Origin of the sequence: Elusimicrobium sp. (assembly GCA_015062115.1) — a bacterium.
Lineage (GTDB): Bacteria > Elusimicrobiota > Elusimicrobia > Elusimicrobiales > Elusimicrobiaceae > Avelusimicrobium.
This window is the reverse complement of sequence record SUVG01000002.1, coordinates 132,421-157,946: the sequence shown is the minus strand read 5'-3', so window position 1 is coordinate 157,946 and position 25,526 is coordinate 132,421. Positions and strand designations below refer to the sequence as shown.

General features: G+C 46.6%; 23 protein-coding genes, 1 tRNA gene and 1 pseudogene. 21 read left to right on the top strand and 4 right to left on the bottom strand.

The features are described from left to right. Positions 1-67: 67 nt before the first annotated feature. Positions 68-1,273, top strand: a complete 1,206-nt coding sequence (locus tag E7027_02000) for a hypothetical protein (GenBank protein ID MBE6420904.1) — start codon at positions 68-70, stop codon at positions 1,271-1,273. A gap of 60 nt (positions 1,274-1,333) precedes the next feature. Here the strand turns inward: E7027_02000 and E7027_01995 are convergent, their stop codons facing one another. Then, the gene (locus E7027_01995; protein MBE6420903.1) at positions 1,334-1,813 is read right to left on the bottom strand and encodes a transcription elongation factor GreA; all 480 of its coding nucleotides are present in this window, start codon (positions 1,811-1,813) and stop codon (positions 1,334-1,336) included. An 85-nt stretch (positions 1,814-1,898) separates the two neighbouring features. Here E7027_01995 and E7027_01990 point away from each other — a divergent pair, with 85 nt between their 5' ends. From E7027_01990 to E7027_01950, 9 genes are all read left to right on the top strand, one after another. Beyond that, on the top strand, positions 1,899-2,681 hold the full coding sequence (locus tag E7027_01990) for a serine protease (GenBank protein MBE6420902.1): 783 nt from the start codon (positions 1,899-1,901) through the stop codon (positions 2,679-2,681). 91 nt (positions 2,682-2,772) lie between these two features. Further along, entirely contained in the window at positions 2,773-4,404 is a 1,632-nt protein-coding gene (locus E7027_01985) for a hypothetical protein (protein MBE6420901.1), read from the top strand. A 43-nt stretch (positions 4,405-4,447) separates the two neighbouring features. Next, positions 4,448-6,490: a hypothetical protein gene (locus E7027_01980; GenBank protein ID MBE6420900.1), complete on the top strand. Its 2,043-nt coding sequence runs from the start codon at positions 4,448-4,450 to the stop codon at positions 6,488-6,490. 162 nt (positions 6,491-6,652) lie between these two features. Then, complete coding sequence (locus E7027_01975) at positions 6,653-7,207, top strand: hypothetical protein (protein ID MBE6420899.1); 555 nt, start codon at positions 6,653-6,655, stop codon at positions 7,205-7,207. Positions 7,208-7,224: 17 nt separating this feature from the next. After that, positions 7,225-7,953 carry a hypothetical protein gene (locus E7027_01970; GenBank protein ID MBE6420898.1) on the top strand — a complete coding sequence of 243 codons (729 nt, stop codon included), beginning with the start codon at positions 7,225-7,227 and terminating at the stop codon, positions 7,951-7,953. Between the two features lie 9 nt (positions 7,954-7,962). Beyond that, positions 7,963-8,427, top strand: coding sequence for a HAMP domain-containing protein (locus E7027_01965; GenBank protein ID MBE6420897.1), 465 nt, complete (start codon positions 7,963-7,965; stop codon positions 8,425-8,427). An 11-nt stretch (positions 8,428-8,438) separates the two neighbouring features. Further along, the gene (locus tag E7027_01960; GenBank protein ID MBE6420896.1) at positions 8,439-9,734 is read left to right on the top strand and encodes a TolC family protein; all 1,296 of its coding nucleotides are present in this window, start codon (positions 8,439-8,441) and stop codon (positions 9,732-9,734) included. Next, complete coding sequence (locus E7027_01955; GenBank protein MBE6420895.1) at positions 9,734-10,696, top strand: hypothetical protein; 963 nt, start codon at positions 9,734-9,736, stop codon at positions 10,694-10,696. Before E7027_01960 ends, E7027_01955 begins: the two co-directional genes overlap by 1 nt. Continuing rightward, the gene (locus E7027_01950; GenBank protein ID MBE6420894.1) at positions 10,680-11,648 is read left to right on the top strand and encodes a tetratricopeptide repeat protein; all 969 of its coding nucleotides are present in this window, start codon (positions 10,680-10,682) and stop codon (positions 11,646-11,648) included. Before E7027_01955 ends, E7027_01950 begins: the two co-directional genes overlap by 17 nt. Positions 11,649-11,721: 73 nt before the next feature. On the opposite strand, the gene E7027_01945 is transcribed toward E7027_01950, so the two are convergent. Continuing rightward, the gene (locus E7027_01945; GenBank protein MBE6420893.1) at positions 11,722-13,287 is read right to left on the bottom strand and encodes a hypothetical protein; all 1,566 of its coding nucleotides are present in this window, start codon (positions 13,285-13,287) and stop codon (positions 11,722-11,724) included. After that, positions 13,284-14,975 carry a TldD/PmbA family protein gene (locus tag E7027_01940; protein ID MBE6420892.1) on the bottom strand — a complete coding sequence of 564 codons (1,692 nt, stop codon included), beginning with the start codon at positions 14,973-14,975 and terminating at the stop codon, positions 13,284-13,286. The genes E7027_01945 and E7027_01940 overlap by 4 nt, the downstream gene beginning before the upstream one ends. 81 nt (positions 14,976-15,056) lie before the next feature. Here E7027_01940 and E7027_01935 point away from each other — a divergent pair. The 10 genes from E7027_01935 (at position 15,057) to E7027_01890 (ending at position 23,718) form a co-directional block, all read left to right on the top strand. Continuing rightward, a tRNA-Thr gene (locus E7027_01935) sits at positions 15,057-15,129 on the top strand. Positions 15,130-15,208: 79 nt separating this feature from the next. Then, positions 15,209-16,144 (top strand): TerC family protein, encoded by a 936-nt coding sequence (locus E7027_01930; protein MBE6420891.1) that lies wholly within the window; start codon positions 15,209-15,211, stop codon positions 16,142-16,144. A gap of 71 nt (positions 16,145-16,215) precedes the next feature. Then, positions 16,216-16,410: a 50S ribosomal protein L28 gene (gene rpmB, locus E7027_01925; protein ID MBE6420890.1), complete on the top strand. Its 195-nt coding sequence runs from the start codon at positions 16,216-16,218 to the stop codon at positions 16,408-16,410. 41 nt (positions 16,411-16,451) lie between these two features. Beyond that, entirely contained in the window at positions 16,452-18,848 is a 2,397-nt protein-coding gene (gene bamA, locus E7027_01920; GenBank protein MBE6420889.1) for an outer membrane protein assembly factor BamA, read from the top strand. Between the two features lie 7 nt (positions 18,849-18,855). Continuing rightward, positions 18,856-19,710 (top strand): hypothetical protein, encoded by an 855-nt coding sequence (locus E7027_01915; GenBank protein ID MBE6420888.1) that lies wholly within the window; start codon positions 18,856-18,858, stop codon positions 19,708-19,710. A 9-nt stretch (positions 19,711-19,719) separates the two neighbouring features. Beyond that, entirely contained in the window at positions 19,720-20,796 is a 1,077-nt protein-coding gene (gene lpxD, locus E7027_01910; protein ID MBE6420887.1) for a UDP-3-O-(3-hydroxymyristoyl)glucosamine N-acyltransferase, read from the top strand. 2 nt (positions 20,797-20,798) lie between these two features. Further along, positions 20,799-21,623: a UDP-3-O-[3-hydroxymyristoyl] N-acetylglucosamine deacetylase gene (gene lpxC, locus E7027_01905; GenBank protein MBE6420886.1), complete on the top strand. Its 825-nt coding sequence runs from the start codon at positions 20,799-20,801 to the stop codon at positions 21,621-21,623. Then, positions 21,620-22,108, top strand: coding sequence for a 3-hydroxyacyl-ACP dehydratase FabZ (fabZ, locus tag E7027_01900; protein ID MBE6420885.1), 489 nt, complete (start codon positions 21,620-21,622; stop codon positions 22,106-22,108). The genes lpxC and fabZ overlap by 4 nt, the downstream gene beginning before the upstream one ends. Then, positions 22,101-22,904 (top strand): acyl-ACP--UDP-N-acetylglucosamine O-acyltransferase, encoded by an 804-nt coding sequence (gene lpxA / locus E7027_01895; GenBank protein ID MBE6420884.1) that lies wholly within the window; start codon positions 22,101-22,103, stop codon positions 22,902-22,904. The genes fabZ and lpxA overlap by 8 nt, the downstream gene beginning before the upstream one ends. After that, the gene (locus E7027_01890) at positions 22,891-23,718 is read left to right on the top strand and encodes an LpxI family protein (GenBank protein MBE6420883.1); all 828 of its coding nucleotides are present in this window, start codon (positions 22,891-22,893) and stop codon (positions 23,716-23,718) included. The genes lpxA and E7027_01890 overlap by 14 nt, the downstream gene beginning before the upstream one ends. Before the next feature lie 487 nt (positions 23,719-24,205). Here the strand turns inward: E7027_01890 and E7027_01885 are convergent. Next, positions 24,206-24,319, bottom strand: a pseudogene (locus tag E7027_01885) (prepilin-type N-terminal cleavage/methylation domain-containing protein). 443 nt (positions 24,320-24,762) lie between these two features. Here E7027_01885 and E7027_01880 point away from each other — a divergent pair. Beyond that, positions 24,763-25,518, top strand: coding sequence for a triose-phosphate isomerase (locus E7027_01880; protein ID MBE6420882.1), 756 nt, complete (start codon positions 24,763-24,765; stop codon positions 25,516-25,518). Positions 25,519-25,526: the final 8 nt, after the last annotated feature.

Sequence of the window (25,526 nt, the reverse complement as noted above, 5' to 3'; positions counted from 1 at the left end):
AAGGCCCAGTCTCCTTCTGGGCCTAAAGACCCTGGCGGGGGGTATTTTTTTGTATTAGAATATAGACATGAAAAACACGATACTTATTTTATTATTAACTATTTCCCCTCTTCTTTCCCATGCGCAAGGGCAACTTGTAAAAGGTGCCGCCAAGGCCGTTACCGCCAAAGGTGTTTCCAAGGCCGTCACGGGTGTGCCCGCGGGGGCCGGTTTCCGTGTTGTCAACGGAACCCTTATCAACACCAACTTGCGCCCCCTAACTGCCGCTACGGAAGGAGAAATATTGGCAACAGTTATGAGCAACTCTCCAACGAAAAATTTGCTCAACCGCCAACATACATACGATTTGGAGCGCTACACCGCCAAAGCCATTTTGGGCAAAGCCCAGCAGTTGCAACCCCGTTTAGACCTGGGTGATTTAGCCGCCCGCGAAGCTTTGCTTACCGAAATTATCGCCGTACGCAATAATGCTTTGCATGATTTCTTATCCCAATCGATAAAAACCCAAAACTACGAACAGTTTTTAATGGATTTAGCGGACTACTACTCCGTTCCGGTAGAATTTATTTCCTCCACGGAACTCCGTTTTATTGCCTCTAAAAACCCGGCGGAAACCTTTGCCCAATCGGCGGTAAATTACATGGTACGCCACCCGCATAAAATTAACTTAAAGTTCCGCGAGATTATGAAAAATCCGTTTTTGGATGCTTCCTTAAAGGACTTGCTCCGCGGATATATAGCGGCCCGGAGTTTAACTCCCGTGCAACAACAGCAACTCCTTGAGTTGTTAAAAGAAGCATACACCCAACATACAAAATCTATTGTCCAAGCGGAGCATAACGCCCAATCTACCGTTATTGTTTACCAAGAAATGTTGGCCCGTTTGGAACAGTTTGTGGCACAACACGGCCGTTTACCGGCGTGGCACAGCGGAGACCCGCAGGAACGGTTGTTATTTAACCGCATTTCGGTAATCATGGAACATAACCAAACTAACTTTTTCAAAGATGTTCTTCCGTTGCGGGAAAAAATACAAACTATTTTGGAATCCTATCCCAAAAAATATATCACCCTGGACGAAACCACCGACCGCTTAATTGAATATGTGGAAAAGCATGGCACAACCCCCTCTTGGCCGGAAGATGAAAACACTCTTACCTATGCGGAAGGTTTGTTTTTGGAAAGTGTCTTTTACTGGTGGACAAAAGATGTGAGCTTCCGCTCCTTGTTTGAAAAGTACAGATACCCCGATGTTCCGGAACTCAATTTATAACCCACAAAAAACCTCCCTTTTTATCAAGGGAGGTTTTTGATTGTAAAACCGAAAAACAGATTATTTATATTCCAACTTTACCAATTTGTATTTTTTCGGCCCGCGCGGCAAAATGGCTTCAAAAGTTTCGCCTTCTTTTTTACCGAGCACCCCATTGGCTAAGGGAGATTTAACGGACAACAACCCTTTTTCCGGGTTAGATTCCATAGACCCTACCAAGGTATAGGTAAATTCGATACCGGCGTCCAAATCGGCAATGGTTACGGTCGCCCCGATGCGTGCTTCGCTTTTATCTACGGTTAAATCGTCCGTAATTTGAGCATTTCTCAGGCGGGTTTCCAATTCTTGGATACGGATAAGTGTTTCCGCCTGTTTTTCTTTAGCGGCGTGATATTCGGCATTTTCCTTCAAATCGCCTTGAGCGGCAGCTTCGCCGATTTCGTTGGAAAGTTGCGCTTTTAATTCTTTCAAATCTTTTAGTTCGTTTACTAACGATTCATATTTTTTACGGCTTACATAAAACACTTCTTGCATAATCATACTCCTTATTTTTATTAGTGTACTAATTATGCAACTTTATTTCAACTAAAGGCGCAAAACGCCCAAATTTATATATAATCAAAATATGAGATATCTGCCCCTTTTTACTGCATTGTTCCTTTTATCGCCGCTCTGTTTCGGGGCGGAGAACGACCACGTGGCTATTGCCAACCAAAACGCACCGGCCGTGGTAACTATCAATGTGGCCAAAAAGGACGGAACCACCTTCACGGGAACGGGTTTTGTACTCACACAGGATGGGCTTATTGCCACAAGCCGCCATGTTACACAAGACTCTCTCTACAGCAACATTACTTTTAATACAGGCGCCGTATCGGGCGAAGCCATTGTGGTGGCCGAAGCAGGAAATGTAGATTTGTCTCTGCTAAAAATAAAAGCCTTGCATTTGCCCGTTGTGTATTTGGCCGATTCGGACACCGTCCTCCCCGGGCAACCCATCACGGTTATCGGCAATCCGCGCCGCTTGCAAAACACTATTTCTTCGGGTCTTATCAGCCAGGTACGCAAAAAGGCGGACGGTGTGATTTGGCATCAAATCAGCGCGCCCATTTCGCCCAGTTCCAGCGGAAGCCCCGTTTTTAATGCGGAAGGGAAAGTAGTTTCCGTTGCGTTTGCCAGTTACAGCGGCGAAGGCAACCAAAATCTCAACTTTGCTATTCCTTCCAACTATTTACGCCAATTGGCGTACCGGGCGGGATTTTCGCTTCCCGTCCACCCGGAAGACCAACCCGCCACCGCAACCCAGCAAGAAACCAACCCTTTTAAGGCGCATATTCAAAAATCGTGGGAAATTGTAAAACGATTGTTCTCCCGCCCCCAAAAGGCCCAGGCTACTGCTAGGTCTTAAAACCCTTGAAAAACCTCTTATAAAAAACTACACTACTAATCATAGACGAGTGTGTCTTCGGTTTGCTACTTTTCTTTCTTTGAGGTTGTGTATGAAGAAACTGATGGGTTTTTTATTTGTATTGGTTTTTATTCTCGGCATTATTTTTGTACTTCTTCCGTTTTTGGAAACCACCCCTCCGCCGTCCGCCGTCCCTGCGGCGCAGGCCCGGCCCCGTCCGCAAATTTTTACTTCAAACCCGCTTACCACTTTAGTAAAACGCATTGTAAATGCTCTGCAAACCGAGTGGGATAAAAAACGGGAAAAACGCCGCTTGGCGGTAGCGCGCATGCAGGAAAAAAGGAAACTTGCCCCCACCAATTACCGTGCCGCTCTGTTAAAAACACTTCCGTCGCAGGAAGATGCCCCCGGCGAACCGATTGAACTGCCGCAAGGAGAGGACGACGGGAACTGGTTGATTGCCCCGCAAATTTCGCCCGAAGATATGGGCGTCAAAGGTATGCACGAGGTCAACACCGACGAGGAACTGCCCCAATCTGCCGAGATGCAAGCAACGGAACAACCGTTGCAAGCCTTGCCGCTTGTCTCTCCGACGGAAGAAAACGCCTCTTTCTCGGCGCAAAAAGAACCGCTTTTGTTGGCCCGGGCCAATACAAATCTGCAATTGCCCAAGCCCGCACGGTACGCCCCGGAACCGACCAAAACACAAGCCCCGCTCAGCGAGACGGAAAAAGCCCTCAAAGAACTCATGGATGTTGTTTACCCCGAACGTAGATTAGCCAAACTGGTTGAAGATTATGCTAGTGTTAAATTCGGTTTAGTTCCGGCTACACCTGCTTCGTTAAAAGAAAAAGAGGCTTTTATTAAAGAGAAAAAGGAACAGGTAATTAAGGAATTCCGCCGCCTCCAATGGGAAGATATCATGCGCATGTTAGATTCGCAAGAGCCCCCGCCTCCGCCCGCGAAAGATTATTTGGGTAATTATGTTCGTGCCGCCAAACGAGAAGGGAAGGAAACGATAGATTTGCCGATAACTATTGTCTCTAAAGAAGAAGAAGGAAAAGTTCGTTTGACGAAAATGGGCCTTACTAACACTGCAACGCTACAAAGAGTAGCAGCAGCAGTAGAGGCCGCGGGGAAGGGAACCACCTCAGGTGCGGATCTCGTGCTGTCTACTTCGAAAACTGCGGGGAAGGAAGCGACCACGTGGGAGGCAATCTCCTCAAGTGCGAATTCCATGCTGTCTACTTCGAAAACTGTTATTTCTCGCTTTTGGCAACATCTTGAAAACGAGGAAAAAGGCGCTGAAGGAGCCAAAGATCCTACACATGTAGAAGGAGAAATGCAAGGCATACCATATAAATCCGTAGAAATTGTTACCCCAGGTCTCATCTATGGGGAAACAGTGAACGATTCCGCTATTTCTTGGACGTCTGAAGGACGGAAATCGATCAATGTTAATCCTAGAAATGGAGACTCCCTCTTGAATCTTTCTGAGGAATTCAATAAAGACACAACAGAACTGGCTGAGGGATCGGGTGAACAGGCAGAGAGAGATGCTACTCTTGATTACGATGGCACCTTTGAGGGATCCTTTATTGGCATGGCTCTCAACGGAAACATCAATTTTTATGACCCGAAAGAGGCACTCCAGCAAGCATTGGAAAAGATCCAAAATCCTTTAAGTGTTGTAGGAACGAATTACGCTCGGAATCACAAATAGTACCTTATAAACTATTAGAAATTAACCATAGAAAGGATCCCTTATGAAAAAAACTATTAAAATCGTCGGTATTTCGCTCGGTGTAGCGGTGTTGCTCTTTTTATCGTTGCCGTTTTTTATGGGCAACAAACCCGTTAACCAAAAACCGGGGGAATCAGCCCAACAAGCCACCCCTCAAATTTTTACTTCCAATCCGTTGACGGAACTGGTCAATCGGATTGCGTCCGTATTTACCAAAAAAGGTTCCGCCCACCCGGGCGCAAACGCCGCGCAAAACACAAACGAAAATGCCTTGGCAGGAAACGAAGAAATGCTGGCTGATGCCCGCGGAGCTGCTGGTTCCCCCCTTACCGAAGAAACACCCCAAGCAGGCGGCGGGGAAGGCGGCGGTCTGTTGTTTGGCGATTACGAAGATGAATGGGTGCTAGCTCCGCAAGTAGCCCCGGAAGGCACCTCCCGCGGTATGCACGAAATCAGCGCCAAGGGGGATGCGTATGATAACTATGTCCGCGCCGAACGCGCCGCCCGTTTCACCCCGGTAGCTATCAACCCGCAAACCAAACGCGTGCCGGACTCCAAACTGGCCCGCATTTTTAACCCCATTAAACAATTCTTCGGGTTTGACGACCCTTACTCCTTGGAAGATACGGACTGGACGGACGAAGAAGCCGCCCGCCTGGCCTATGCACAGGGAGAGCGTGAATCGGCCAAGAACCCGCGCCAATTCAAACGCGCCGGCATGCCGGATATGAATATGCCCAACATTTCCTACGACGGGGATAACGGCACAAATAAGGAAGAAAATGCCGATAGCGAAAATGAAAACGAAATCTTAAGTAAGGTTTTATCCCTTTTCTATCCGGAAGAAAAATATGAAGGAAATATCCAAAGAATCATTGAAGAACGTTTCGGGCCCCCTCCGTACACACCGGAACAACAAAAAGCTATCCAACAATTCACCGGAGAACAACGCGCTTTTATAAGACAAACAATGCAAAGTGTAAAACAAGAAACCTTGGCTGTGCAACAAGGAAAAGAAGAACCGGAAAATGCCACTCCCAGTTTGATAGAAACGCTGAGCTGCGGAGGAAACAAATCTCTCAAATCTCATAACAGTGTAAGTTGCGCCACTAAAGGTCCAAACCCCATTGATGAAAAAAAGAAAGAAGAAGTAAGACGGGAAAATGCCAAAAAATATCCTGAGTTCGATAACGGAAAAAACTACAGATTTCCCGTAACGGTTGTTTACGGGCAAGAAATGGATATAGAAAAATTTTCCCAAGGATTACAGGAAAATCTAGTGGATGGTGAGGGATTGCAAAACGATCCCGATCCCGAAGCTCAAAAAAATTATCTGGCAAAGCAGTCCGGTTTTGTCGCTCAACAAATGTATCAATTCATGGTATCTAAAGCCAATTGCGAAAAAAACTCTTGTTTTTGGGTGGCCGCAACCGACCAACCGGATCACTTTTTGAAAGAAAGCGTGGATATGGCCGGAAATGTTGTTTTCAAAGGGGATCCGTTAAACCGCTATGCCCAAATACGGGAAGAATATATCCAAGCATTACCTGAAAAACTGGCCGAATTAGGGAAAACCCCCGAACAAATTCAACAAGAAATTGAATTTGCCCAAAATTTCTCCCCCGCTTATGTAGCCTATACGCAAGAAGACCTCCAAGCCTGGGGCAGGCAAAACAGAGAAATGGCACGGGATAAAAACACCGCAACCGAAACTACCCTCGCCTACACTGCTACCGCTAAAACCGGCGCAACGCTGATTGGTTTAGGCTTATCCCCCGCCATTGGAAAAAATGCCGTTGCAATCTCTGAAAGCTCCGGAGAGAAACCCATTTCCAGTATAGACAGGGCAAAAGAAATCTCGGACGATATATCCTACAATCTCACCCTCCGCAAACAAGCGCACGAAGCACTTGAACAGCATTTCGGAAAAGAAGAGCTGCGGGCAAAAATGGAATCTTCTTTCAAAAGAGGTACCTCCACCCCCGACGAGCTTAAAGGCGATAAAGAAAATACTGATAACCTGCGAGAAAGCCGCACAGATGTAGGAACTTATCAACGCAACTAATCGGCTTTTCAGTTCCGCTTTTCCCCGCCCTGTTACTCGGGCGGGGATTTTTTTATCCGAAAACAAAAAACTTTTTCCCTTTTCCGTAAAAAAACGGGTATAATTTGTATATCGGCCTTACGCGCGCGCCCGTACGCGCAAAGCCCCCAAAGGAGAACCGTTATGAAAAAACTGCTGAGCCTTTTTTTAATTTGTTCCGTGGCATTGCTTGCCGGGTGCCACTCTGAAAAAACCCCCTACAACCGCACGGATAACAAACAAGATTACGAACGCTTTTTGAACACCCACGTTTTTGCCGCCTGCCAACACGAAGGCCAACCTTATGCCCTCTATTCCTTGGCAGACCTAAAGAAACGCCCGTCCGACGATAACCCCCGCTACAAAGTAAAATTTATCAACGGCCCCTGTAGCGGCAAAGTGGTATGGACGGAAGATGTCATCTTAAAAACGGCGGCCATGGGTTCGGCTGACCCGATTACCAAAGGCACGGTGGTGCTCCGCAATTATTGGAACCCCCAAGAGCCCCTGGATCAAGACCGCACAGACCGCTGGCATAAAGCGGTGGTATCCTCTACTTCCCGTTTGGAAAAAGGCATTTTAGATGTAGAATTTCCGCGCGATCGCAACGACTTTATGCCCGCTCGCGAAGGCGTCTATTTGCATAACGTCCGCTACATCACTAAACCCGAAGTGCAAGATGTCCGCACTTTCTTATAACTTGGGAGATAATTAACATGAAATTGAAAATTTCTCTTTTAGCCGCACTTTTCTTCTTGCCTTTGGCGGCCTTTGCCGCCCAGGGAGACCCTATCAGTGTGGAAACGACCGTCATTGATGTCCCCACGGCTGAAACTTTTGACCGTTACCAAGTTTCCTTCCTTACCCGCACTTACGACCACGGAACCGTCATGGAAAGTTTGGATTTCGGCGTATTCCCCCGCTTAAACATCGGGGTATCCGTTGCCGCGCATGAACTGCTCGGTTCGTCCGACTCGGTGCGCGTGTTGGATCCGGATTTTCAAGCCAAATGGAAAATTTACGACGGAAGCCTCTATTTGCCTGCCATTGCCATCGGCTACGACGGCCGCCGCTATGGGTACGGTTACGACGAAACCCGCAAATACAGAGATACCAAACACTATCTGGACGACCGCAAAGGCGGCTACTTAACCCTCACACGCGAAATTTTCGTACCGGGTTTCCACGCCACTGCCGGTATCAATTTTTCCGATTTTGACTGGAGCGAACTGTATATGTTCACCGGTCTTTATTACAACCTGGCCGAAAAAGTAGGCCTGCTTGCCGAGTGGGATAATATCCGCAATATGCGCGATTCCCGCCTGAATTTGGGGGCCCGTTTTTATCTCCACCCCTCTTTAGCCTTAGATGCAGCCGTGCGCCGCATCGGCCGTGGAAGCGAAAGCGAACGCATTTTACAAATCCGCTATGTAACCCATTTTTAACGAGGCCTTATGAACCAACCGACCGTTCCCCCGAACAAACACCCGCAATTCAAACGCCGCACGATTTTCATCAAAAAAGCGTTGCAACTGCGCTACATGATGATGATTATTTTAAGCGTGCTGTGCGGGTTGGCTATTATGACTTTTGAACTGACCGCAACCTTAAATGATCTGTTTGATTCCTACCCCGTACTGGTTCAACCCATTTACGACGAGTTTATCCCCATTGCGGCCAGTTTTTTCTATAAAATAGCCATCTACCTGTTGTTTGTGGTATTGATATCGGCTATTTTGTCTCACAAAATGGCAGGGCCCGTGTATCGCTTTGAACAAACCTGCAAAGAAATCGCCAAAGGTGATTTTTCCCAACGGGTACGCTTGCGCCAAGGCGATCAACTGACCGAACTGCAAGCCGAATTTAACAAAATGATGGACCGCGTAGAAGCGGAAATCAATAAAAATAAAGAGAAGTAAACGGGGGTTGTATGAAAAAATTAGTTGCGCTTGTGCTTGCGTTGTGTTGCGCCGGCACCGTTTTTGCGCAAAAAGAATACGGGCTTAAATTTTCCAGCCTGATTAACGACAATTTAACCTTGGAAAATGCCATTCGCTTGGGCTTGGAAAATAATTCCGAATTTCTCACCGCCCAACAGGAAATTATCATTGCAGAGCAAAAAGTAAACGAGGCAAAATTTCGTTATCTGCCGCAATTTTCTCTCCAAGGCACCGCTACTTGGTTCGATTTGGACTATCCCATGGTATTGCCCGATGCTGTAGCCAACCGCTTTTTGCCGGGAAGCGAATATCTGGGCGGGAAAGACCAATTTTACGGAGTGGGAATTACCGCCACGCAATATATCTATTCCGGCGGGAGAATCAATAACACGCTTAAAATGGCGCGGGCCCACTTAAAGCAAGTCCAAAGCCGCTACGAAATCGTCAAAAGCGCGGCGATTTTGGACATCAAACAATCTTTCTACGGCCTTTTGTACGCGCAGGAATATGCCAAACTGACAAACGAAATAGCCACTATGGCAGATTCTTGGTACAAACGCCCCGGCGGCAATTTGTGGCAACAAATACAAATTCATGCCTTGCTGGCCGACCTTAAAACCAAACAAAGCGATGCTGCCCGACTGCTTAAAAAAGCCCAGCTGGCCATGCTCGTCAGCTTAAACAAAGAACTCAATTCCAACATTACCATTAAAGGGGATTTTTCTCCCGTTCATACGGATAGAGACCTCCCCCACCTCAACCTGTGGGCCTTGGAGTTCCGCCCGGAATTGAAATCAGCCCTGTATGCGTTGGAAGCGGATAATATCGCCATGGATTTAGCCCTCTCCAAACGCTACCCCGATATTATTTTGAACGGCTCCTTTGAACAGTTAGGAACCGATAGTTTAGATGAAGTAAACAAACAAATCTCTTTGGCTGTGCGTTTACCGATTCCCTACAACATTTCGGAACAGATTGCGCAAAAGAAAGCGGAACAAAAGAAAAGTTCTTTACGGCGTGCCGCCATTGAAGATAAAATACGTATTCAAGTGGCCGAAAATTTTGCCGATATGCTCTTTTGGCAAGAAGAGGTATTGGTTCGCCAAAACACCTATAACGAACTGAAAAAATTACTGAAAAAAGCCGATTCTTCCCCTAAAACAGGCACGGCTCCGTTGGAAGCGTTGGGTGCTTATTCCGCGGCGGCGCAAAACTATTTAGATGCCGTCCGTCAAAACCATGTATCTAAAGCCCGCTTAGAGTGGGCCATTGGCCAGGATTTATAATGAAAAATTTTCTCCGCCGTTTGGCGGGCTGTCTGCTGCTTGCCCTATGGGCCGTGCAACCTTCCGGTGCTCTGGAAATACAGAGTGATGACGATGTGTTGCGCGATTTTTTGTGGCAGCAGTTTGTTTCTCTTCCCAAAGAAGAACGCCCCAAAGTGGGGGTGGCTCTTTCCGCCGGCGGAGTACGGGGTTTTGCCCATGTGGGAGTTTTGGAAACATTAGATAATTCCGGCTTCCCTATCGATATGATTTCCGGTACTTCCATGGGTTCGGTTATCGGGTCTCTTTATGCGGCAGGTTTGCCTACCGAACGGTTGTGGGACATCAGCGAGCACCTCACCCTGGACAATATCACCCCCGATTTTGATTTAATGGGGCTTTTCCGTTTTCTGTTTGCCAAAAGGCTCCCGTCCTCTTCCAATTTACTCAATTTTTTCCACGAACAATTGGGCGATATGCAATTTGAAGATTTGCGTATCCCGTTTACCTGTGCCGCCATGGACATTAAAACCGGGGAACGGGTAGTGTTTGATTCGGGCCCGCTTGCCATTGCCGTACGGGCCAGCATGAACTTGCCGGGGGTATTTGAACCCGTCGAATACCGCCACCGTGCGCTTGTGGACGGAGCCGTGGTAGATTATCTGCCGGTAGAATCTGTAAAATCTATGGGGGCAGACTATATTTTAGCGTCCATTACCCCGCCGGACTTTTTTTCCAAAACCCCCCAAAGTGTAGCGGCCTACTTACTGCGCGTAGGAGATGTACGCGGGGCAGCCATGATTGAAGAATCTGCCCAAAAAGCCAACTTTGTACTCAATAGCAGGGTTTTGGATATCGGAACTTTGGAAATGGACAAACTCCACAAAGCCGGAGAAGTAGGCATGTTGGAAACTCACCACAAATTGGAGAAACTGCAGGAAGATCTCCTGCTCTTTGCGTTGCCTTATGTACTTAAACCGTAAAGTATTTTTTATTTGTTTATTAAGCCTTCTTTTAGGCGCTTGCCGGGCCGGCTTTTTGGGTTTGGCCCCGGTGGGAGACCGCCAAGAATACACACGGGCGCGCGATTGTTTTAACGAAGGAAGATATGAGCAAGCCGTGGTAGAACTGACCGAGTACATTTATAAAACAAAAAATGTGAAACGACGCGAAGTGCGCGCTTACCGCTTGTTGGGGCTTAGTTACGAACATTTAGACAACCCGGAAAAAGCATTGGAAGTCTATTTGGAAGCCTTGGAGTTCCACCCGGATAATATACCGTTATTACTGGCAGCTGCCCAACTATATCAACGCACCGGCCTGTCAGACCGTTCTATGGAACTATACGGGCAAGTATTGAAAGAGGAACCGAACAACTTGGCGGCCCTTTCCGGCCAAGCCGATAACTATGCCGCACAAGGTTTTTACTCCAAAGCCCGCGTTCTGTACGACCGCTTTTTTGAACAAGAGCCCAACGCAACCCCCATTTATCGGGCGCGCTACGCAAACACCTTCTTAAAACAACGCGAGTTTTCTAAAGCCTTCCAAAACATTACTTTGGCCTTAAACCAGGAACCCGAAAACCCGGACTTTTGGCTCCTAAGTGCCAAAGCCCGTTACGGCCTTTCCCAAACACAGGAAGCCCTTAAGGACTTGAACACAGCCTTGGTATTGGCCCCTGAGCGTAAGGATTTATTGGCACAAAAAGCCCTGTGGCTCTATCAGGAAAAATCTTACGAGGCTTCCCTGCAAACCGTTCAATATATCTTAACCGCAGAACCGGAAGACCCGCTCGCCCTTTTTATCAAAGCCCTTAATGAATATCGGTTGGGCAAAACTGTTTCCGCACGCCAACAGTTGGAAAAACTTTCCCATGACGACCCCTACTCCTTTACCGGCAAAGTAGCCGCAAAACTGTTAGAAAATAACTTTTAACAACATTTTTACGCCACATAAAACCCCCCGCAGGAGAAAACCTCTCGCGGGGGGGTTGTAAATATAAGCCTTATTAAGGGCGAGGGATAAGCGGTTTCCGTTCGGGAATCATCTCTTTAGGCTCCAGTTCCACTTCATCTACCAGCAAGGAAGGAACGACGCTTCCGTTTTTTAAGTCAAAATCATCACCCGCAGCCAAAATATCCCGTAACGCCCGCGTGGCTGAATATTTCATATTTAGCCCTAAAACAAACTCCCGCGCGCCGGATTTCATATCAATGCGCTCAAAAAAGCTACCGTCATGGGCAATATAGCAGTATTCCTGTTCCTGTTCGCGGCAAAGCGTCAATAATTTCTCTTCCAATTCTTTCTGGGAAAGAGGATTTTCCGGCTCTATAACCAGGGTAGTAGTATCTTCGCGCGGCTGACGCAAAAACCCAAAACCATGTCCGTTGCTTTTTCCTCTTTTACCGGAACGACGGGAAAGCGGCAGATTTTTTAACTTTCCTTTACTAACCAATAATAACTCTTGTGCCAAAACTCCCTCATCGTCCATCGGGGAAAAGATTGCCGGCTTCCCCTTATATTCCCGCAAAAGCGGGCGGTCATAAACATTGATTCCGGGAGACATAATCCGCATACCTACTTTATCACGCAACGGGCTGGCCGAAGGGTCTGTGTCGTGCTGACTGTTAAAAAAGGGAGTAATGTTTGACAAATCCAGCCCCGATGCAATCAGAGAACCCGCAACCGCCGGCTTAAATAATACGGGGCCGATATAAGCATCCGCCATAGGAGCTTTATGAAAAACCAATAATTTTTGTAAAAATTCATCGGCTTTTTGTTCTAATAAAGGTTCGCGTTCCGGTGTTAAAGCGGAAAAAGAGATTCTTTCTTGGCGCTGAAACACATATCCTTTTTCATGGCGGACTTTCCCTAGAAACACTATCATAACTTCCGGGGTGCTGTATTGACTGAAACTGCCCTCTGAATTTAAGAAAAAATGAGTGGTGTTGGAAACCAAAACAGAGGCTTCAAAATGTTCTATAAACGAATAGTCTTTTCCTCGGGCAGACAGTTTTTCCACCAGGTTTTCCAAGTACGCTCGAGAAGGAGGCGTAAATTCTTTTAGTTCCTCCACGTAAGAACTCGATTTCACGGGAGCAAAATCATAAAAGTTATCCTGTTTAATCTGTTTTTGCTTTTTGTATGCTTGTTTTTCCTCATAATTCTTCTGTTGTTTAAGAATTTCGCTATCCGACACACGCCACAAATTCTGCCGAATCCCCTCATAGTTTCGCGGAGAAGGAAATACCTCCCCGTACATACTATCGTCCGAGAAAAACCCCAGGGAATCATTTTTGTAACTTCCCACATTAGACTGGGCCGCGACTTGCAATTCTTCACTTTGATTAAAAGAGACTCTCTTCCCGAAAAGGCCCCCCGCTTTTACTCTTTGGTAAAGTTTTAGATTATATGCCATGTAAAAAAGTTCCGGGCCTTTTTCTATCCGGTATTCCTTCATGGTACGATCCATTTCGTCCTTCATGGCACGAAAATACACATTGTCCGGCAAAGCAACCGCCTCTAAAGCGGAAATGTTTACAAGACTAATCAAAATAAAAAGAATTTTCTTCATTTGTTCCCCCTTTCAGGCAGCGAAAACGGGGACGGCAGTTGCGGAGGCTTGCTGCTGCTTTTCGCCGTTTTTTCCACCTCTATGGACTCCAATAGCACACTGGGGGCAATGGCAGACACCGGCACCCAACCGGACTCTGCCCCGCAATTTCCGTTAAAGACATCGTCGTCATCGGCAGTGGCTAATATTTTGCTGAAACTTACCAGCGGCGTACCTACTAAATCTGCCCCGCGGACAAATTCTTTTTTACCGTCCGGATAAACACGGTAAACTAAAGTCGGTTCCAACTTAAATGTTTGCGGAGCAAAAGAATCGGTTTGGGTAAATCCGCCGGATAAATCTTCAATAATAAAACCATACGGCTTGCCTTGTTTTTTGATTTCTTCAATCAACATTTTTTCCAGTTCTTCATACGAAACACTTTGAGAAGACACAAGACGGGTTACCCCCATGCGAGCCACCGGGCTATTTCCGAGAGAAGCTCTGCCGTGGCCGTTAGAAACCGGGAAACCCTTAATCGGGCTGGCGTTCATCAAAAAGTTTTTAAGCACACCGTTTTCAACAATCGTAACGGGTTGCGCCTTTACGCCTTCGTCATCGTACTCATAAAAACCGCGCAACGGGATATTCTTAAAATAAGCCATGGTGGGGTCGTCCACAATGCTTAAAAACGAAGGCATAATTTGTTGCCCCAACTTATCGGTAAAAGTTTTGCCGAAAGAGTCTATTTTCTGGCGGTGTCCTTCCACACGGTGCCCCAAAATTTCGTGCACGAAAACACCCATAGCCTTGTTTTTCAAAATAGCCGGAGCCGTAAGAGGTTCGGCATCCGGAGCGTGAAACAGGGCCTCCAGTTCCGCCAACGATTTTTTTACATCTGCCACTAAAGTTTCAAGGGACGGAACACTTTCGGGAGAAATGATATCGTAGGAATTGCCCCTTTCAATATAGGCTCCGTCCGCTTTTTTCCCCCACACTTCGTAGGAAATACGGCCCAAATTGACGGGAGTTTTTAACTTGGTTCCGTTGGAATCAAGGAAGTATGTATGTCCTTGTTTTTGAGAAAAAACAAAAGAAGAACCCAGTACTATTTTGTTCCCGAGGACAGCCAAAGAGGCTTCTTTTAACAAATCCTCTATTTTTTGCATATCTATGGGGGTATATTCTTCATTTCTGCAATAAACAGAAACGGGAGGCATGACAAAATCAGGAGAATCGTCAGCCCGTTTGGAAGCCACCTGATTATTACTTTGAACCTGACTCAGGCCCTCTTGCGCCGACTTGATTGCACGTTCCGTAGCCCCCCACAAAACGATGGAAAAAGGCTTTTCCCCAAAGGGCATATTTGCAAACGCCACATACTCCTTTTTCGCTTCTCCTTTTAAGTAGCGGGAATTATCCATTTTAGTGCTTCCGGCTCGGGCAAGCACACTGAGGGCGTGCCTTTCTTGTTCGCTTTTGCTTGCTACGCCTCCCGCATACACCCACAAATTACGCAACAGAAGTTCGTGGTAGGAGTAGGATAAATAATAAATGGACGGCTTTTGCTTTTTATAGGTCTTAAAACCGCGTTTCATTTCCGCCTCCATAAGGCGGATCGGCTCCTCGGCAGAAATATCACATAAAGTGGCTGCCCCCGGTAAAGCCATTAACATAAAAATAAGAAAGAAAAGAGAGATTTTTTTCATAATTCCTCCTATTCTTGTATTGTAGCATAATGACAACTTGGAGAAATAACGCAAAAATGCTAGAATATATGAAAGTTTTTCGCCGAGGTAGCTCAACTGGCAGAGCAACGGTTTTGTAAACCGTAGGTTGTGGGTTCGACTCCCATCCTCGGCTTTTTTGTCGCTTTTTTCTCTATCTGCAAACCTGCAAATTGCTATAATATTTATATCTTAATTACACACTAGGAGTATTCATGGAACCTGTTTCTGCTACAACCTCCGTTGCTATGTGGATTGCTTTTTGGGTAATCGTACTGGTGGCGTTATTTATCGATTTGGCCGTTATGAACAAACATCACGGCAAAGTAAGCATGAAGGAAGCCGGCGTGATGGTAGCCGCATGGATTTCGCTCGCGTTACTGTTTGGCGGGGCCATTTGGCTGACCGAAGGCCCGCGTCACGCGCTGGAATTTTACACGGGGTATGTGCTTGAATACTCGTTGTCTATCGACAATATGTTCGTGTTTATTATGATTTTCGGTGCCTTTGCTATCCCCAACCACCTGCAACCCAAAGCCCTTATTTGGGGTATTTTGGGTGCGGTTATCTTGCGCTTTATCTTCATTTTCCTGGGTGTAAAACTGATTTCCATGTTTGCGTGGACAATTTATGTTTTCGGTGCGTTACTCGTATTTACTGCAGGCAAAATGCTTTTCCAAAAGGAAGACGAAAAGTTTGACCCCGAAAACTCTGCCGCGCTTAAAATTCTCAAAAAATTTATGCCGATTAAAACCGACTATCACGGCGATAACTTTTTTGTGTTGGAAAATGCCAAACGCTATGCCACCCCCCTCTTTGCGGCGGTGTTAGTGATTGAAATGTCCGACCTTATTTTTGCGGTAGATTCTATCCCGGCCGTGCTTTCCATTACCCAGGATACCTTCCTCGTTTATTCTTCCAACATTTTTGCCATTATCGGCTTGCGCTCGTTGTACTTTTTGCTTTCCGGCATGGCAGGGAGATTTCCGTACCTTAAATACGGTATTTCCGTTATTTTGCTTTTCGTAGGTGTAAAAATGATTATTTCCCACCACTTCAAAATACCGGTGGTGGCATCTTTAGGAGTGATTGTAGGCATCTTGGCCATTTCCATTTTGGCCAGCAAGTTTTTCCCGCCCAAAGAGGCATAAAACTTGCCAGACCCGCAATTTTTTACTAAAATATAAAGACCAAATTTATTTCAGTTACAAGGAAGGAAACTATGGCGTATAAATGTGCAGTGTGTGGCAAAGCCCCCGTGTCCGGCGGTTCTTACAGCCACTCTAACTTGAGAACGAAAAGAACTTTCAAACCGAATTTGCAAAAACAAAAAGTAGTGCTCGACGGCAAAACCCAAACGGCGTACGTCTGCACTAACTGCATCAAAAGCGGTTTGGCGACAAGACCTACCAAATAAGTCAGTTTTTTTGGACGAACCAGCCCGCGCTTACACCTGTAGTGCGGGCTTTTTTGTTGAAGGAGGGGGTTATTACATTTTTTAAGCATACCGCCCTGTGGGCATTACTTATACTGACGGCCGTTTCGTACGCGCGCGCGGACGAGCACGCGCAAGCACAGATGGATCCCAACGGCCCGTGGATGATTTGTAACATTTCCACCGAAGGGTTAAAGAATATCCGCCCCAAAACGGTTACCAAAGCGGCCACTGCCAAAAAAGGCGAACTCTACGACCGTTTTCAAGTGGCCGAAGATGTACACGAAATATCCGCGCTGGGAAATTTTGACAGCGTGGAAATAGACATTTCCCCCATACCGGGAACCCGCAAAGAAAAAGACGGCACAGGCGAACTCCACCCCTGCCACCGCATTACCTACATTGTTCGGGAAAAACCGATTTTCGACCGTTTGACCTACGAAGGACGAAAACACTTGGGCAAAGGCGCTATTACCCAAGCCATGACGCTTAAAATCAAAGATCCCTTCAACGAAGCCAAACTGCAGGGCGACTTGGATCGTATCAAAGCCAAATACGCCGAAAAAGGCTATGTAAATACAGATATTTCCTACGAACTTACCCCTAACGAAAAACTGGGAACGGTAGATGTAAAACTTATCATTAACGAAGGCGAACGGGTTCGCGTGCAAACCGTCAACTTAAACGGCTTGGCCGAAATCCCGGCCGAAAAAATTTTGAAAAAAGCCTCCAACCGCCCCGGAAAAGTGTTCAAACCGCAAAATTTACAACGCGATTACATCAAAATGATTCTTTACGGACGCAACAAAGGTTATGCCAATTTTAACCTGGCGGCTCCTCAAATAGATATCAATAACGATAAAACCGAAGTAACCATTTCTTACGATGTTACCGAAGGAGAAAAGGTGAATTTCGGTACGGTTAATTTTGCCGGGAACAATGTTTTCACCCCCGAAGAACTCAACCAGCAGGTATTCTTCCGCGAAGGAAAACTCTACAATCAAAAAGATTTTGACGACACCATTGTGGCTATTCAAGAACAATACGCCAACAAAGGCTATTTGCAAGTGCGCGTCAACCCGGAAACCACTGTCGAAAACGGCCAATTAAATGTCAATTTCGATATTGCCGAAGGGCATATTTTCTACATTGACCATGTTGATGTAACCGGGTACGAAAACACCAAAAAGCATGTCTTTACGCGCGAACTTTCCATTAAGCCCGGCGATTTGTACGATAATGAAAAAATCAAACGCAGCCAGACCAAAATCTTAAATTTGGGTTTTATCAACGATGTACAAATAGACCTTCAACCTACCGCCGACCCGCAAAAAGTGGACTTGGGCTTTAATGTGGTGGAGGGCCGCCCGGGTATGTTTACGGCAGGCCTTGCCATGAGTTCTATGGACGGACTTTATGGGGAACTTTCCATTAACCACATGAACTTATTTGGCCGCGCCCAACGCTTGGCTTTACGCACCTTATTCGGGGAAGAAATTTTGGATTATACCGTCAGTTGGTCCACCCCGTGGATTTACGATAAACCCACTTCCTTGGGATTAGATTTATTTAACACTCGCCGTTACCGTTCTTTTGCGACCGAAAACCAAGCCTACACGGAAAGACGCGTAGGCGGACGCGTAAAAGTGGGCCCGCGTTTTAAGGACGATATTTACCAACTGTCTTTGGGCTACTCGTTTGAAAATATCGACATTTACGATATCGACGAACGCTATCAATGCGATGGCACGAAACCGTCCGGTGAGTGTATCGCAAAAGGCGATACGAATATGTCCACCATCAGCACGGACTTTGCCGTAGATACGCGCGATAACATTTGGGATCCTACCCGCGGTTGGCGCAACTCCATCGGGCTTGCTCTGGCCGGCGGGCCGATCGGCGGAGATTTGGACTTATGGTACTTCAACGCACGCTCCGTATTCAATCATACGGTTTGGAACGTGGGCGGGAATTACCCCATTGTTTTCGTTCTCTCCAATAAATTCGGTTCCGTGCAACCTTACGGGCGCACCAAAGAAGTTCCCCCTTATGAAAAATTTTTCCTGGGCGGAGCAGACACCGTCCGCGGATACGAAAGAGCGGGAGAAATCGGGCCGGAATACGGCGGGGATATGTACTATGTGTTAAACGCGGAGCTCCGCTTTCCGTTAGCACGCGAAGGACGGCGCAACATGGCCCAGTTTGCCTTCTTCTTCGATGTCGGGAACTCTTGGAACGAATTTAATGATTTAGACTTTTCTCTCGGCCCGAACGAAAATCAGTTTAAGGCCGGCGTCGGGGTAGGCTTACGCTTTACCACACCGTCCTTGCCAATTCGTATTGACTGGGGTTACGGCTTAAACCATAAGGGCGGAGAAGACCGTTCCCACTTCTATTTCAATATGTCCAATATGATTTAGGAATTACATGAAAAAAACAGGCCTTCTTCTTTTAACACTCTTTTTAGCAAGTTTCGCTTGGACACAGGAAACAGCTGATGTGGGGGTTTTGTCCAAAGAAGAAGAGGCTGCCGTGGCTGCCATTTTGGCCGCACAAGCCGCGCCGCCAACACCAAAAACGGAACCTGCCGAGGAAGAAACGGAAGAGGAAGATGAAGAAGAAAATACGCCTGTGGAAAAATTAAAATGCTTAACGGTGGCGTATGTGGATATAGACGAAGCCTTCAACCAACACCCGCGCACGGTAGCCGTGAAAGAACAAATTCGGTTAAAAATTTTAGCCAAAGAAGAAGAAGTGCAAGGGGCGCGCCAGTTAATAGACCTCTTAACCCAAGAGAACGAACTGCTTTCCGCCCAATTAAGAGAACTGAAACCCTATTACGAGCGCATCGTGGTAGAACCCGTACGCCTGCAACCGCAAATCAAAGAAAATGCCGATTCTCTGCTTATGGGAAACTTGTTAAACCGCCTGACTTTTGCCGGTTCGGAACCTCTTTCCACGAGTCCCTTAAACACCCCTGCCAGACGGGAAGACTTAACTTCCAGAATAGCGGCCAACAAAAAAGTGATTGCAGAGCGCAGTTTATTTATTGATAATTATAAATATAACACCCGCGAAGAAATTTTGACTTTAGAAAAAAAAGAAGTCGATGCCATTTTGAAAGATATTTATACAGAATTAAAATCTTTCGCCCAAAAAAGAAACATCGGTGCGTTGGTGCGCAAAGATGAAGTATTATACGGCGAAAAACCGGTAAATGTAACGAAGGACTTTATCAACCGGCTTAAAAAATCTAAAAAATACCGCAAACGCGGCAAATAGAGGACGCTTATGCTAAACTTGACCGTAACCGAAGTTGCCAAAATCACCGGGGCCGAAGTAGGCACCCACCCGCAAACCGCTATCACCCAACTTTGCGCTTTGGACGAAGCGCACGAAGGCGGAATCTGCTATCTTACCTCTCTTGAAAAAATAAATCTTCCCAAAGATTTCAAAGCTGCGGCCCTTATCTTGCCCGAAGATGCCAAAGGAAAGGAAATTCCTTTTGAAGGGGCCCTTTTATACGCCAAAAACCCGGAGTGGGCCTTTGTTCTTTTGATGAAATATGTTGATGCCGCCCGCCAAAAACATACCACCGGTATTCACCCCACTGCCGTCATCAGCGAAAAAGCCAAACTCGGCGAAAATGTATCCGTGGGCGCCTACACCGTCATTGAAGACGGCGTAACCGTAGGGGACAATACCGTCATTTTTCCCCAATGCTACATCGGCAAAGATGTTACCATCGGTAAAAACTGCTACATTTACCCGCAAGTGGTTATTCGGGAAGACTGCATCTTAAAAGATTATGTCATTTTGCAAGCCGGGGCTAAAATCGGCTCCGACGGGTTTGGCTTCACCTTCCATGAAGGCCGCCACCAAAAAATCCCGCAAATCGGCAATGTGGTAATCGGCAACGATGTGGAAATCCAATCTAACACCTGTATCGACCGTGCCAAAATTGCCAGCACGATTATTGGCGATAACACCAAAATCGACAACCTTGTGCAAGTGGGGCACAATGTCCGCACCGGCATGAGTGATATTTTCTGCGCGCAAGTAGGTATTGCCGGCACCACCGATATCGGCCACGGCGTTATTTTGGCCGGTCAAGTGGGTTTAGCCGGACACATGAAAATAGGCGACCGTGTGCAAGTGGGGGCCCAATCGGGGGTTATCAGTTCTATTCCTGCCGGGCAAACCTATTTCGGCTATCCGGCCATGCCGCAAAAAGAAGCCTTCAAGCAATTAGCCATTTTGCGCAAACTGCCCGAAATGCACAAAGAATTTAAGAATTTCAAAAAACAACTGGAAGAAACGAAAAAACTTTCCTTCTTCGGTAAAATTAAAAAACTAATGGGACGCTAATTATGAGAAAAACACTTTCCTCTACTGCCGTTGTAAAAGGCATCGGTCTGCACACCGGGGTTCCGGCCACCATGACCTTCAAACCTGCCCAAAACGGAATTACCTTTCTTCGCACGGATCTTCCCCACGCTTTGCCGATTGTGGCCCATGTGGACAATGTAGGTTCTACCCTGCGCGGAACCAACCTGAAAAACGAAACCGCCGAAGTGTGGACGGTGGAACATGCTTTGTCTGCCCTGCATGCTTTGGGCATTACGGATGTTGCCGTGGAAATGGACGGCCCCGAACCGCCCATTACGGACGGCGCAACCGATATCTACATCGAAACCTTGCAAAAAGCCGGCATCACGGAACTGGGTGAAGAGCAAAAACCGCTTGTTATCAAAAACAAAATTACTTACACCAGCGGTAACATTTCTTACGAAGCCGAACCGGCAGATAAGTTGACTTTCTCTTTTCTGTATTTGCACAAACACCCTTTAGTGGCCCGCCAGGAATTTACCTTGGAATTTTCCACCGAAAATTACATCGAGCAAATTGCCCGCGCGCGCACTTTCGGTTTTGAAGAAGAACTTGCCTTTTTGAAAGCCCACGGCCTTGCGAAAGGGGGCTCCTTGGAAAATGCCGTCATCATCGGAAAAGAAAAATTCTTAAACGAACTTCGTTATGCCGATGAAATGGTACGCCATAAAATTTTAGATTTAGTGGGAGATTTAAGCCTCACCGGACGGAAATTACCCCCGCTCAAAATTACCTGCGCCTGCGGCGGACACAAACACAATGTTATTTTTGCTAAGATACTCTTAGCCAACTCGGAGGATAAATGAGCGCAAAAGCAAGCAGTTTGAAAGATTTTTTGACGCTTCCCGTTTTGGAAACGTACAATCAAGAAGAAATTAAAAGAAATATTCCCCACCGCGAGCCGTTCCTGCTGATTGATGAAGTGCGCGTGTTGGAATCCGGTAAAAAATACCTGGGTATTCGCCATGTAAACGGCGAGGAGTATTACTTTCAAGGGCACTTTCCCGGCAGCCCTGTAATGCCCGGAGTTTTAGTAGTTGAAAGCATGTCGCAAGCCTTTGGCGGAGCCTTGATGCATGTAGTGGCGGACGAAAACAGTTTGCCGCTTTTCTTAAGCATCGACGACGCCAAATTCCGCGGAATTGTACGCCCCGGGGATTTGCTTGAAATGCCCATTGAGGTTTTGCGTTTAGGTAAAATCTCTAAAATCTATGCCGAGGCCTATGTAAACGGAAAACTGTGTGCGCAGGCCACTCTAAACTTTATCTTAGGAGCCCGTAACCATGACTAAAATTCACCCTACCGCTATCATCGATCCTTCTGCTAAAATTGACCCCTCTACCGAAGTAGGCCCTTACACGGTTATCGGGGCCGATGTACAAATCGGCAAAAACAATAAAATCGGCCCGTTCTGCGTCATTGAAAACACCACTATGGGCGATAACAACCACTTAATTGCCAGTTCGTTTATCGGCGTAAAACCGCAAGATTTGTCCTACCGCGACGAACCCACCCGCGTAGTGATGGGCAACGGCAACCAAATCCGCGAATGCGTAACGATTCACCGCTCCACTTTTGTAGATGTACCCACCACAATCGGCAACAACTGCCTTTTGATGGCCAACTCGCACATCGCACACGACTGCCAATTGGGCAACAACATCATTATCGCCAACAGCACCGGTATTGCCGGGCATGTAATTATTGAAGACCGTGCCGTTATTTCCGGCATGGTGGGCGTGCACCAATTCTCCCGCATCGGCACCATGGCCATGATTTCCGGTGGCACCATGGCCCCGTTGGATATTCCCCCCTACTGTATTGCCCAAGGCGGCCGCGCCAAGTTAATCGGCCTCAATGTAGTGGGTTTACGCCGCGCCGGCCTTGCCCGCGAAACCATTATGGCTATCCGCCGCGCGTACAAAGCACTATTTAGAACCAATAAAACCTTACAAGAAGCCATTGCGGAATTGGAAGCCACCAACCCGTGCGCCGAAGTTCAACATATGATTGACTTCTGCAAAGCCACCAAACGCGGTATTACGGCGGCCAAACGCAAAGCAAGCGAAACCGATGACGAAGAATAAAATTGGCATCATTGCCGGCGAAGGGAAAATGCCCGTTTACATTGCTCAAAAAGCCATGGAAAAGGGGTATGAGGTTTTTGTCGCCGGAGCCAAAGGAAATGCCAAAGAAGAAGATTTCAAACACTGCGCCACAGTGTTCCAATCCTTAAGATTGGGGCAACTGGGCGCAGCCATTTCCTTCTTCAAAAACAACGGCGTTACGCAAATTGTAATGGCCGGGCGCGTAAAGCACACCAATATCTTCTCTAACCTCATGCCGGACTTGCGCGGAGCAAAATTTTTGGCTTCCTTAAAAAATATGCAAACCAAAAACTTGCTTTCGCGTGTGATGGACGAGTTCAAAAAAGACGGAATAGAATTTACCAGTTCCGCTCTGTTTTTGGAAGATTTTATGCCCGCCAAAGGCGTTTTATCCAAACGCAAACCCACCGAAGAAGAACAAAAAGTGGTGGACTTCGGCTATCAAACGGCTAAACAAATTGCCGCCATGGATATCGGCCTTACCTGTGTGGTAGGGCAAAACGCCGTGATAGCCGTAGAAGGCATGGAAGGAACCGACCGCTGTATTTTACGCGCCGGGGAACTCTACCGCGAAGGGGCCGAAAAACACTCCGCCGTAGCCGTAGTAAAGGTGGCCCGCCCCAACCAAGATTTTCGCTACGACTTACCCGTTCTGGGAAAAGGCACCGTAGAAACCGTGGTGAAGGCCGGCTTTTCGGTACTGGCTTTTGAGGCCGAAAAAACTTTAGTTTTAGATTTGGAAGAAGTAATTACCTTGGCAGATAAACACCACCTTTGTTTGTTGGCAGTGTAGATAAAAATTTGTTAGTTTGAAAAAACACCCCGCAGACTTATCTGCGGGGTGTTTTATTGTTATAATACTAAGGAATTTTATAATAAGTAATTTCGTTGGCTTTCCCAACACTTATACCCCCGTAAAAAGGCTTACAGAATTTATCTTTTACCACATCATATTCAAAGCAATACAAAGCCCCTTTTTCCACGCTTAAATTATAAACTACATGTGGAATCAGCAAGCCACCTCCGTTATAAGGACCTGTAGTAAAAATCGCCGTGCTATGAAAAAATCTAGCAGGCACAGAATTTATAACCAATTTATAATCTTTGTTTGCACGAGTAGCATTTCCGGAAGCCGCGGTTAAACGACCGTCACTACTAGTTGTATAGGGCAAACTGTCAAAAGAAATATCTAACTGATCATAGGCCGTAGCATAAGTGCCGTTCGCTAAATAATATAACTCCTGCGCGTTTGCCAAAGCCTTCACATTGGGAAGCATGGTAGAAGCACGGCTTTTCCAAACGGCTTTTTCGTATTGAGGTAACGCCACCGCCGACAAGATACCGATGATTAACACTACGACCAAAAGTTCTATCAAAGTAAAACCCTTTTTCATACAAAACCTCTTATAAACAGATTTACGGCAAACAAACAATACTACAATTCTTCCTGCCTGCCGATTAGCACTATTGTAAGAAAAAAAAACGGGTCAAGCCTTGGGCGAGAAACCCCTTCTTTTACGGCCCCCAAAAAAATAAAAAGTAGTCGCCCCAAGGCGCATTTGATAAACAGGTAAATGGTGGAGTTAACACCGCCACAAACAAAGAATATTAAATCTTCCTAAAAAACAGAGCAGTCTGTCAGGTTTGGGTATGGATAATTTTTACCCTTTTTTCCCAATGTAAGTTGTGTTCTGCACATCGGCAAAAGGGGTCTCTCAAAAAACAATTAAAAACATCTTTTCAATTCGCTTTCTATATGATAGTATTTAATAGGAAGAGTCTCGCCCGAACGCGAGGCCGTGCCACTATATCACTTTTTATAAAGAGGAATTTATCTATGACCAACAGAACCCCCATTATCGCCGGAAACTGGAAAATGCACAACACCTTGGCCGAATCCGAAGCCTTGATTACTGCTTTAACCAAAGCCGGCAATAAAAACAATGTAGAAATTATTGTTGCCCCGTCTTACACTTCTTTAGCCAAAGTGGCCGAACTCGCCAAAGGCTCCGATATCCAAGTATCCGCTCAAGATGTCCACTGGGAAGACAAAGGTGCTTTCACCAGCGCCGTTTCCCCCGTACAAGCCAAAGATGCCGGCGCCACCCACACCTTAATCGGCCACAGCGAACGCAGAAGCGTTTTCGGTGATACCGATGAAATTTTGAACAAAAAAGTAGCCGCCGCTTTGCGCCATGGCATTAAAGTAATCTTCTGCGTAGGCGAAACCTTGGAAGAACGCGAAGCCAACAAAACCTTGGAAGTTATTGAAAACCAACTCAAAAACGGCTTGAAAGATTTTACCGAAGAACAATTGGCCGGCCTCGTAATTGCTTACGAACCCGTCTGGGCCATCGGTACCGGCAAAACCGCCACGCCCGAACAAGCCCAAGAAGTACACGCCACTATCCGCGCTTACTTGGCCAAAGCCTATTCCGCCGCTTATGCCGAAGCCACCCGCATTTTGTACGGCGGCAGCGTGAAAGATTCCAATGTAGATGAAATCATGGCCAAACCCGATGTGGACGGCGCCTTGGTGGGCGGTCAGTCCTTAATTGCGGATAAATTTGCCCGCATCATCAACTTTAACTAAAAAGAGGT

Coding starts and splice junctions, on each gene's coding strand:
- E7027_01980 (MBE6420900.1), top strand. CDS start 4,448: ATGAAAAAAACTATTAAAATCGTCGGTATTTCGCTCGGTGTAGCGGTG.
- E7027_01940 (MBE6420892.1), bottom strand. CDS start 14,975: ATGAAAAAAATCTCTCTTTTCTTTCTTATTTTTATGTTAATGGCTTTA.
- rpmB (MBE6420890.1), top strand. CDS start 16,216: ATGGCGTATAAATGTGCAGTGTGTGGCAAAGCCCCCGTGTCCGGCGGT.
- fabZ (MBE6420885.1), top strand. CDS start 21,620: ATGAGCGCAAAAGCAAGCAGTTTGAAAGATTTTTTGACGCTTCCCGTT.
- lpxC (MBE6420886.1), top strand. CDS start 20,799: ATGAGAAAAACACTTTCCTCTACTGCCGTTGTAAAAGGCATCGGTCTG.
- E7027_01915 (MBE6420888.1), top strand. CDS start 18,856: ATGAAAAAAACAGGCCTTCTTCTTTTAACACTCTTTTTAGCAAGTTTC.
- E7027_01990 (MBE6420902.1), top strand. CDS start 1,899: ATGAGATATCTGCCCCTTTTTACTGCATTGTTCCTTTTATCGCCGCTC.
- E7027_01880 (MBE6420882.1), top strand. CDS start 24,763: ATGACCAACAGAACCCCCATTATCGCCGGAAACTGGAAAATGCACAAC.
- E7027_01945 (MBE6420893.1), bottom strand. CDS start 13,287: ATGAAGAAAATTCTTTTTATTTTGATTAGTCTTGTAAACATTTCCGCT.
- E7027_01985 (MBE6420901.1), top strand. CDS start 2,773: ATGAAGAAACTGATGGGTTTTTTATTTGTATTGGTTTTTATTCTCGGC.
- E7027_01930 (MBE6420891.1), top strand. CDS start 15,209: ATGGAACCTGTTTCTGCTACAACCTCCGTTGCTATGTGGATTGCTTTT.
- E7027_01955 (MBE6420895.1), top strand. CDS start 9,734: ATGAAAAATTTTCTCCGCCGTTTGGCGGGCTGTCTGCTGCTTGCCCTA.
- E7027_02000 (MBE6420904.1), top strand. CDS start 68: ATGAAAAACACGATACTTATTTTATTATTAACTATTTCCCCTCTTCTT.
- lpxD (MBE6420887.1), top strand. CDS start 19,720: ATGCTAAACTTGACCGTAACCGAAGTTGCCAAAATCACCGGGGCCGAA.
- E7027_01970 (MBE6420898.1), top strand. CDS start 7,225: ATGAAATTGAAAATTTCTCTTTTAGCCGCACTTTTCTTCTTGCCTTTG.
- E7027_01995 (MBE6420903.1), bottom strand. CDS start 1,813: ATGATTATGCAAGAAGTGTTTTATGTAAGCCGTAAAAAATATGAATCG.
- E7027_01960 (MBE6420896.1), top strand. CDS start 8,439: ATGAAAAAATTAGTTGCGCTTGTGCTTGCGTTGTGTTGCGCCGGCACC.
- lpxA (MBE6420884.1), top strand. CDS start 22,101: ATGACTAAAATTCACCCTACCGCTATCATCGATCCTTCTGCTAAAATT.
- E7027_01950 (MBE6420894.1), top strand. CDS start 10,680: ATGTACTTAAACCGTAAAGTATTTTTTATTTGTTTATTAAGCCTTCTT.
- E7027_01965 (MBE6420897.1), top strand. CDS start 7,963: ATGAACCAACCGACCGTTCCCCCGAACAAACACCCGCAATTCAAACGC.
- E7027_01890 (MBE6420883.1), top strand. CDS start 22,891: ATGACGAAGAATAAAATTGGCATCATTGCCGGCGAAGGGAAAATGCCC.
- E7027_01975 (MBE6420899.1), top strand. CDS start 6,653: ATGAAAAAACTGCTGAGCCTTTTTTTAATTTGTTCCGTGGCATTGCTT.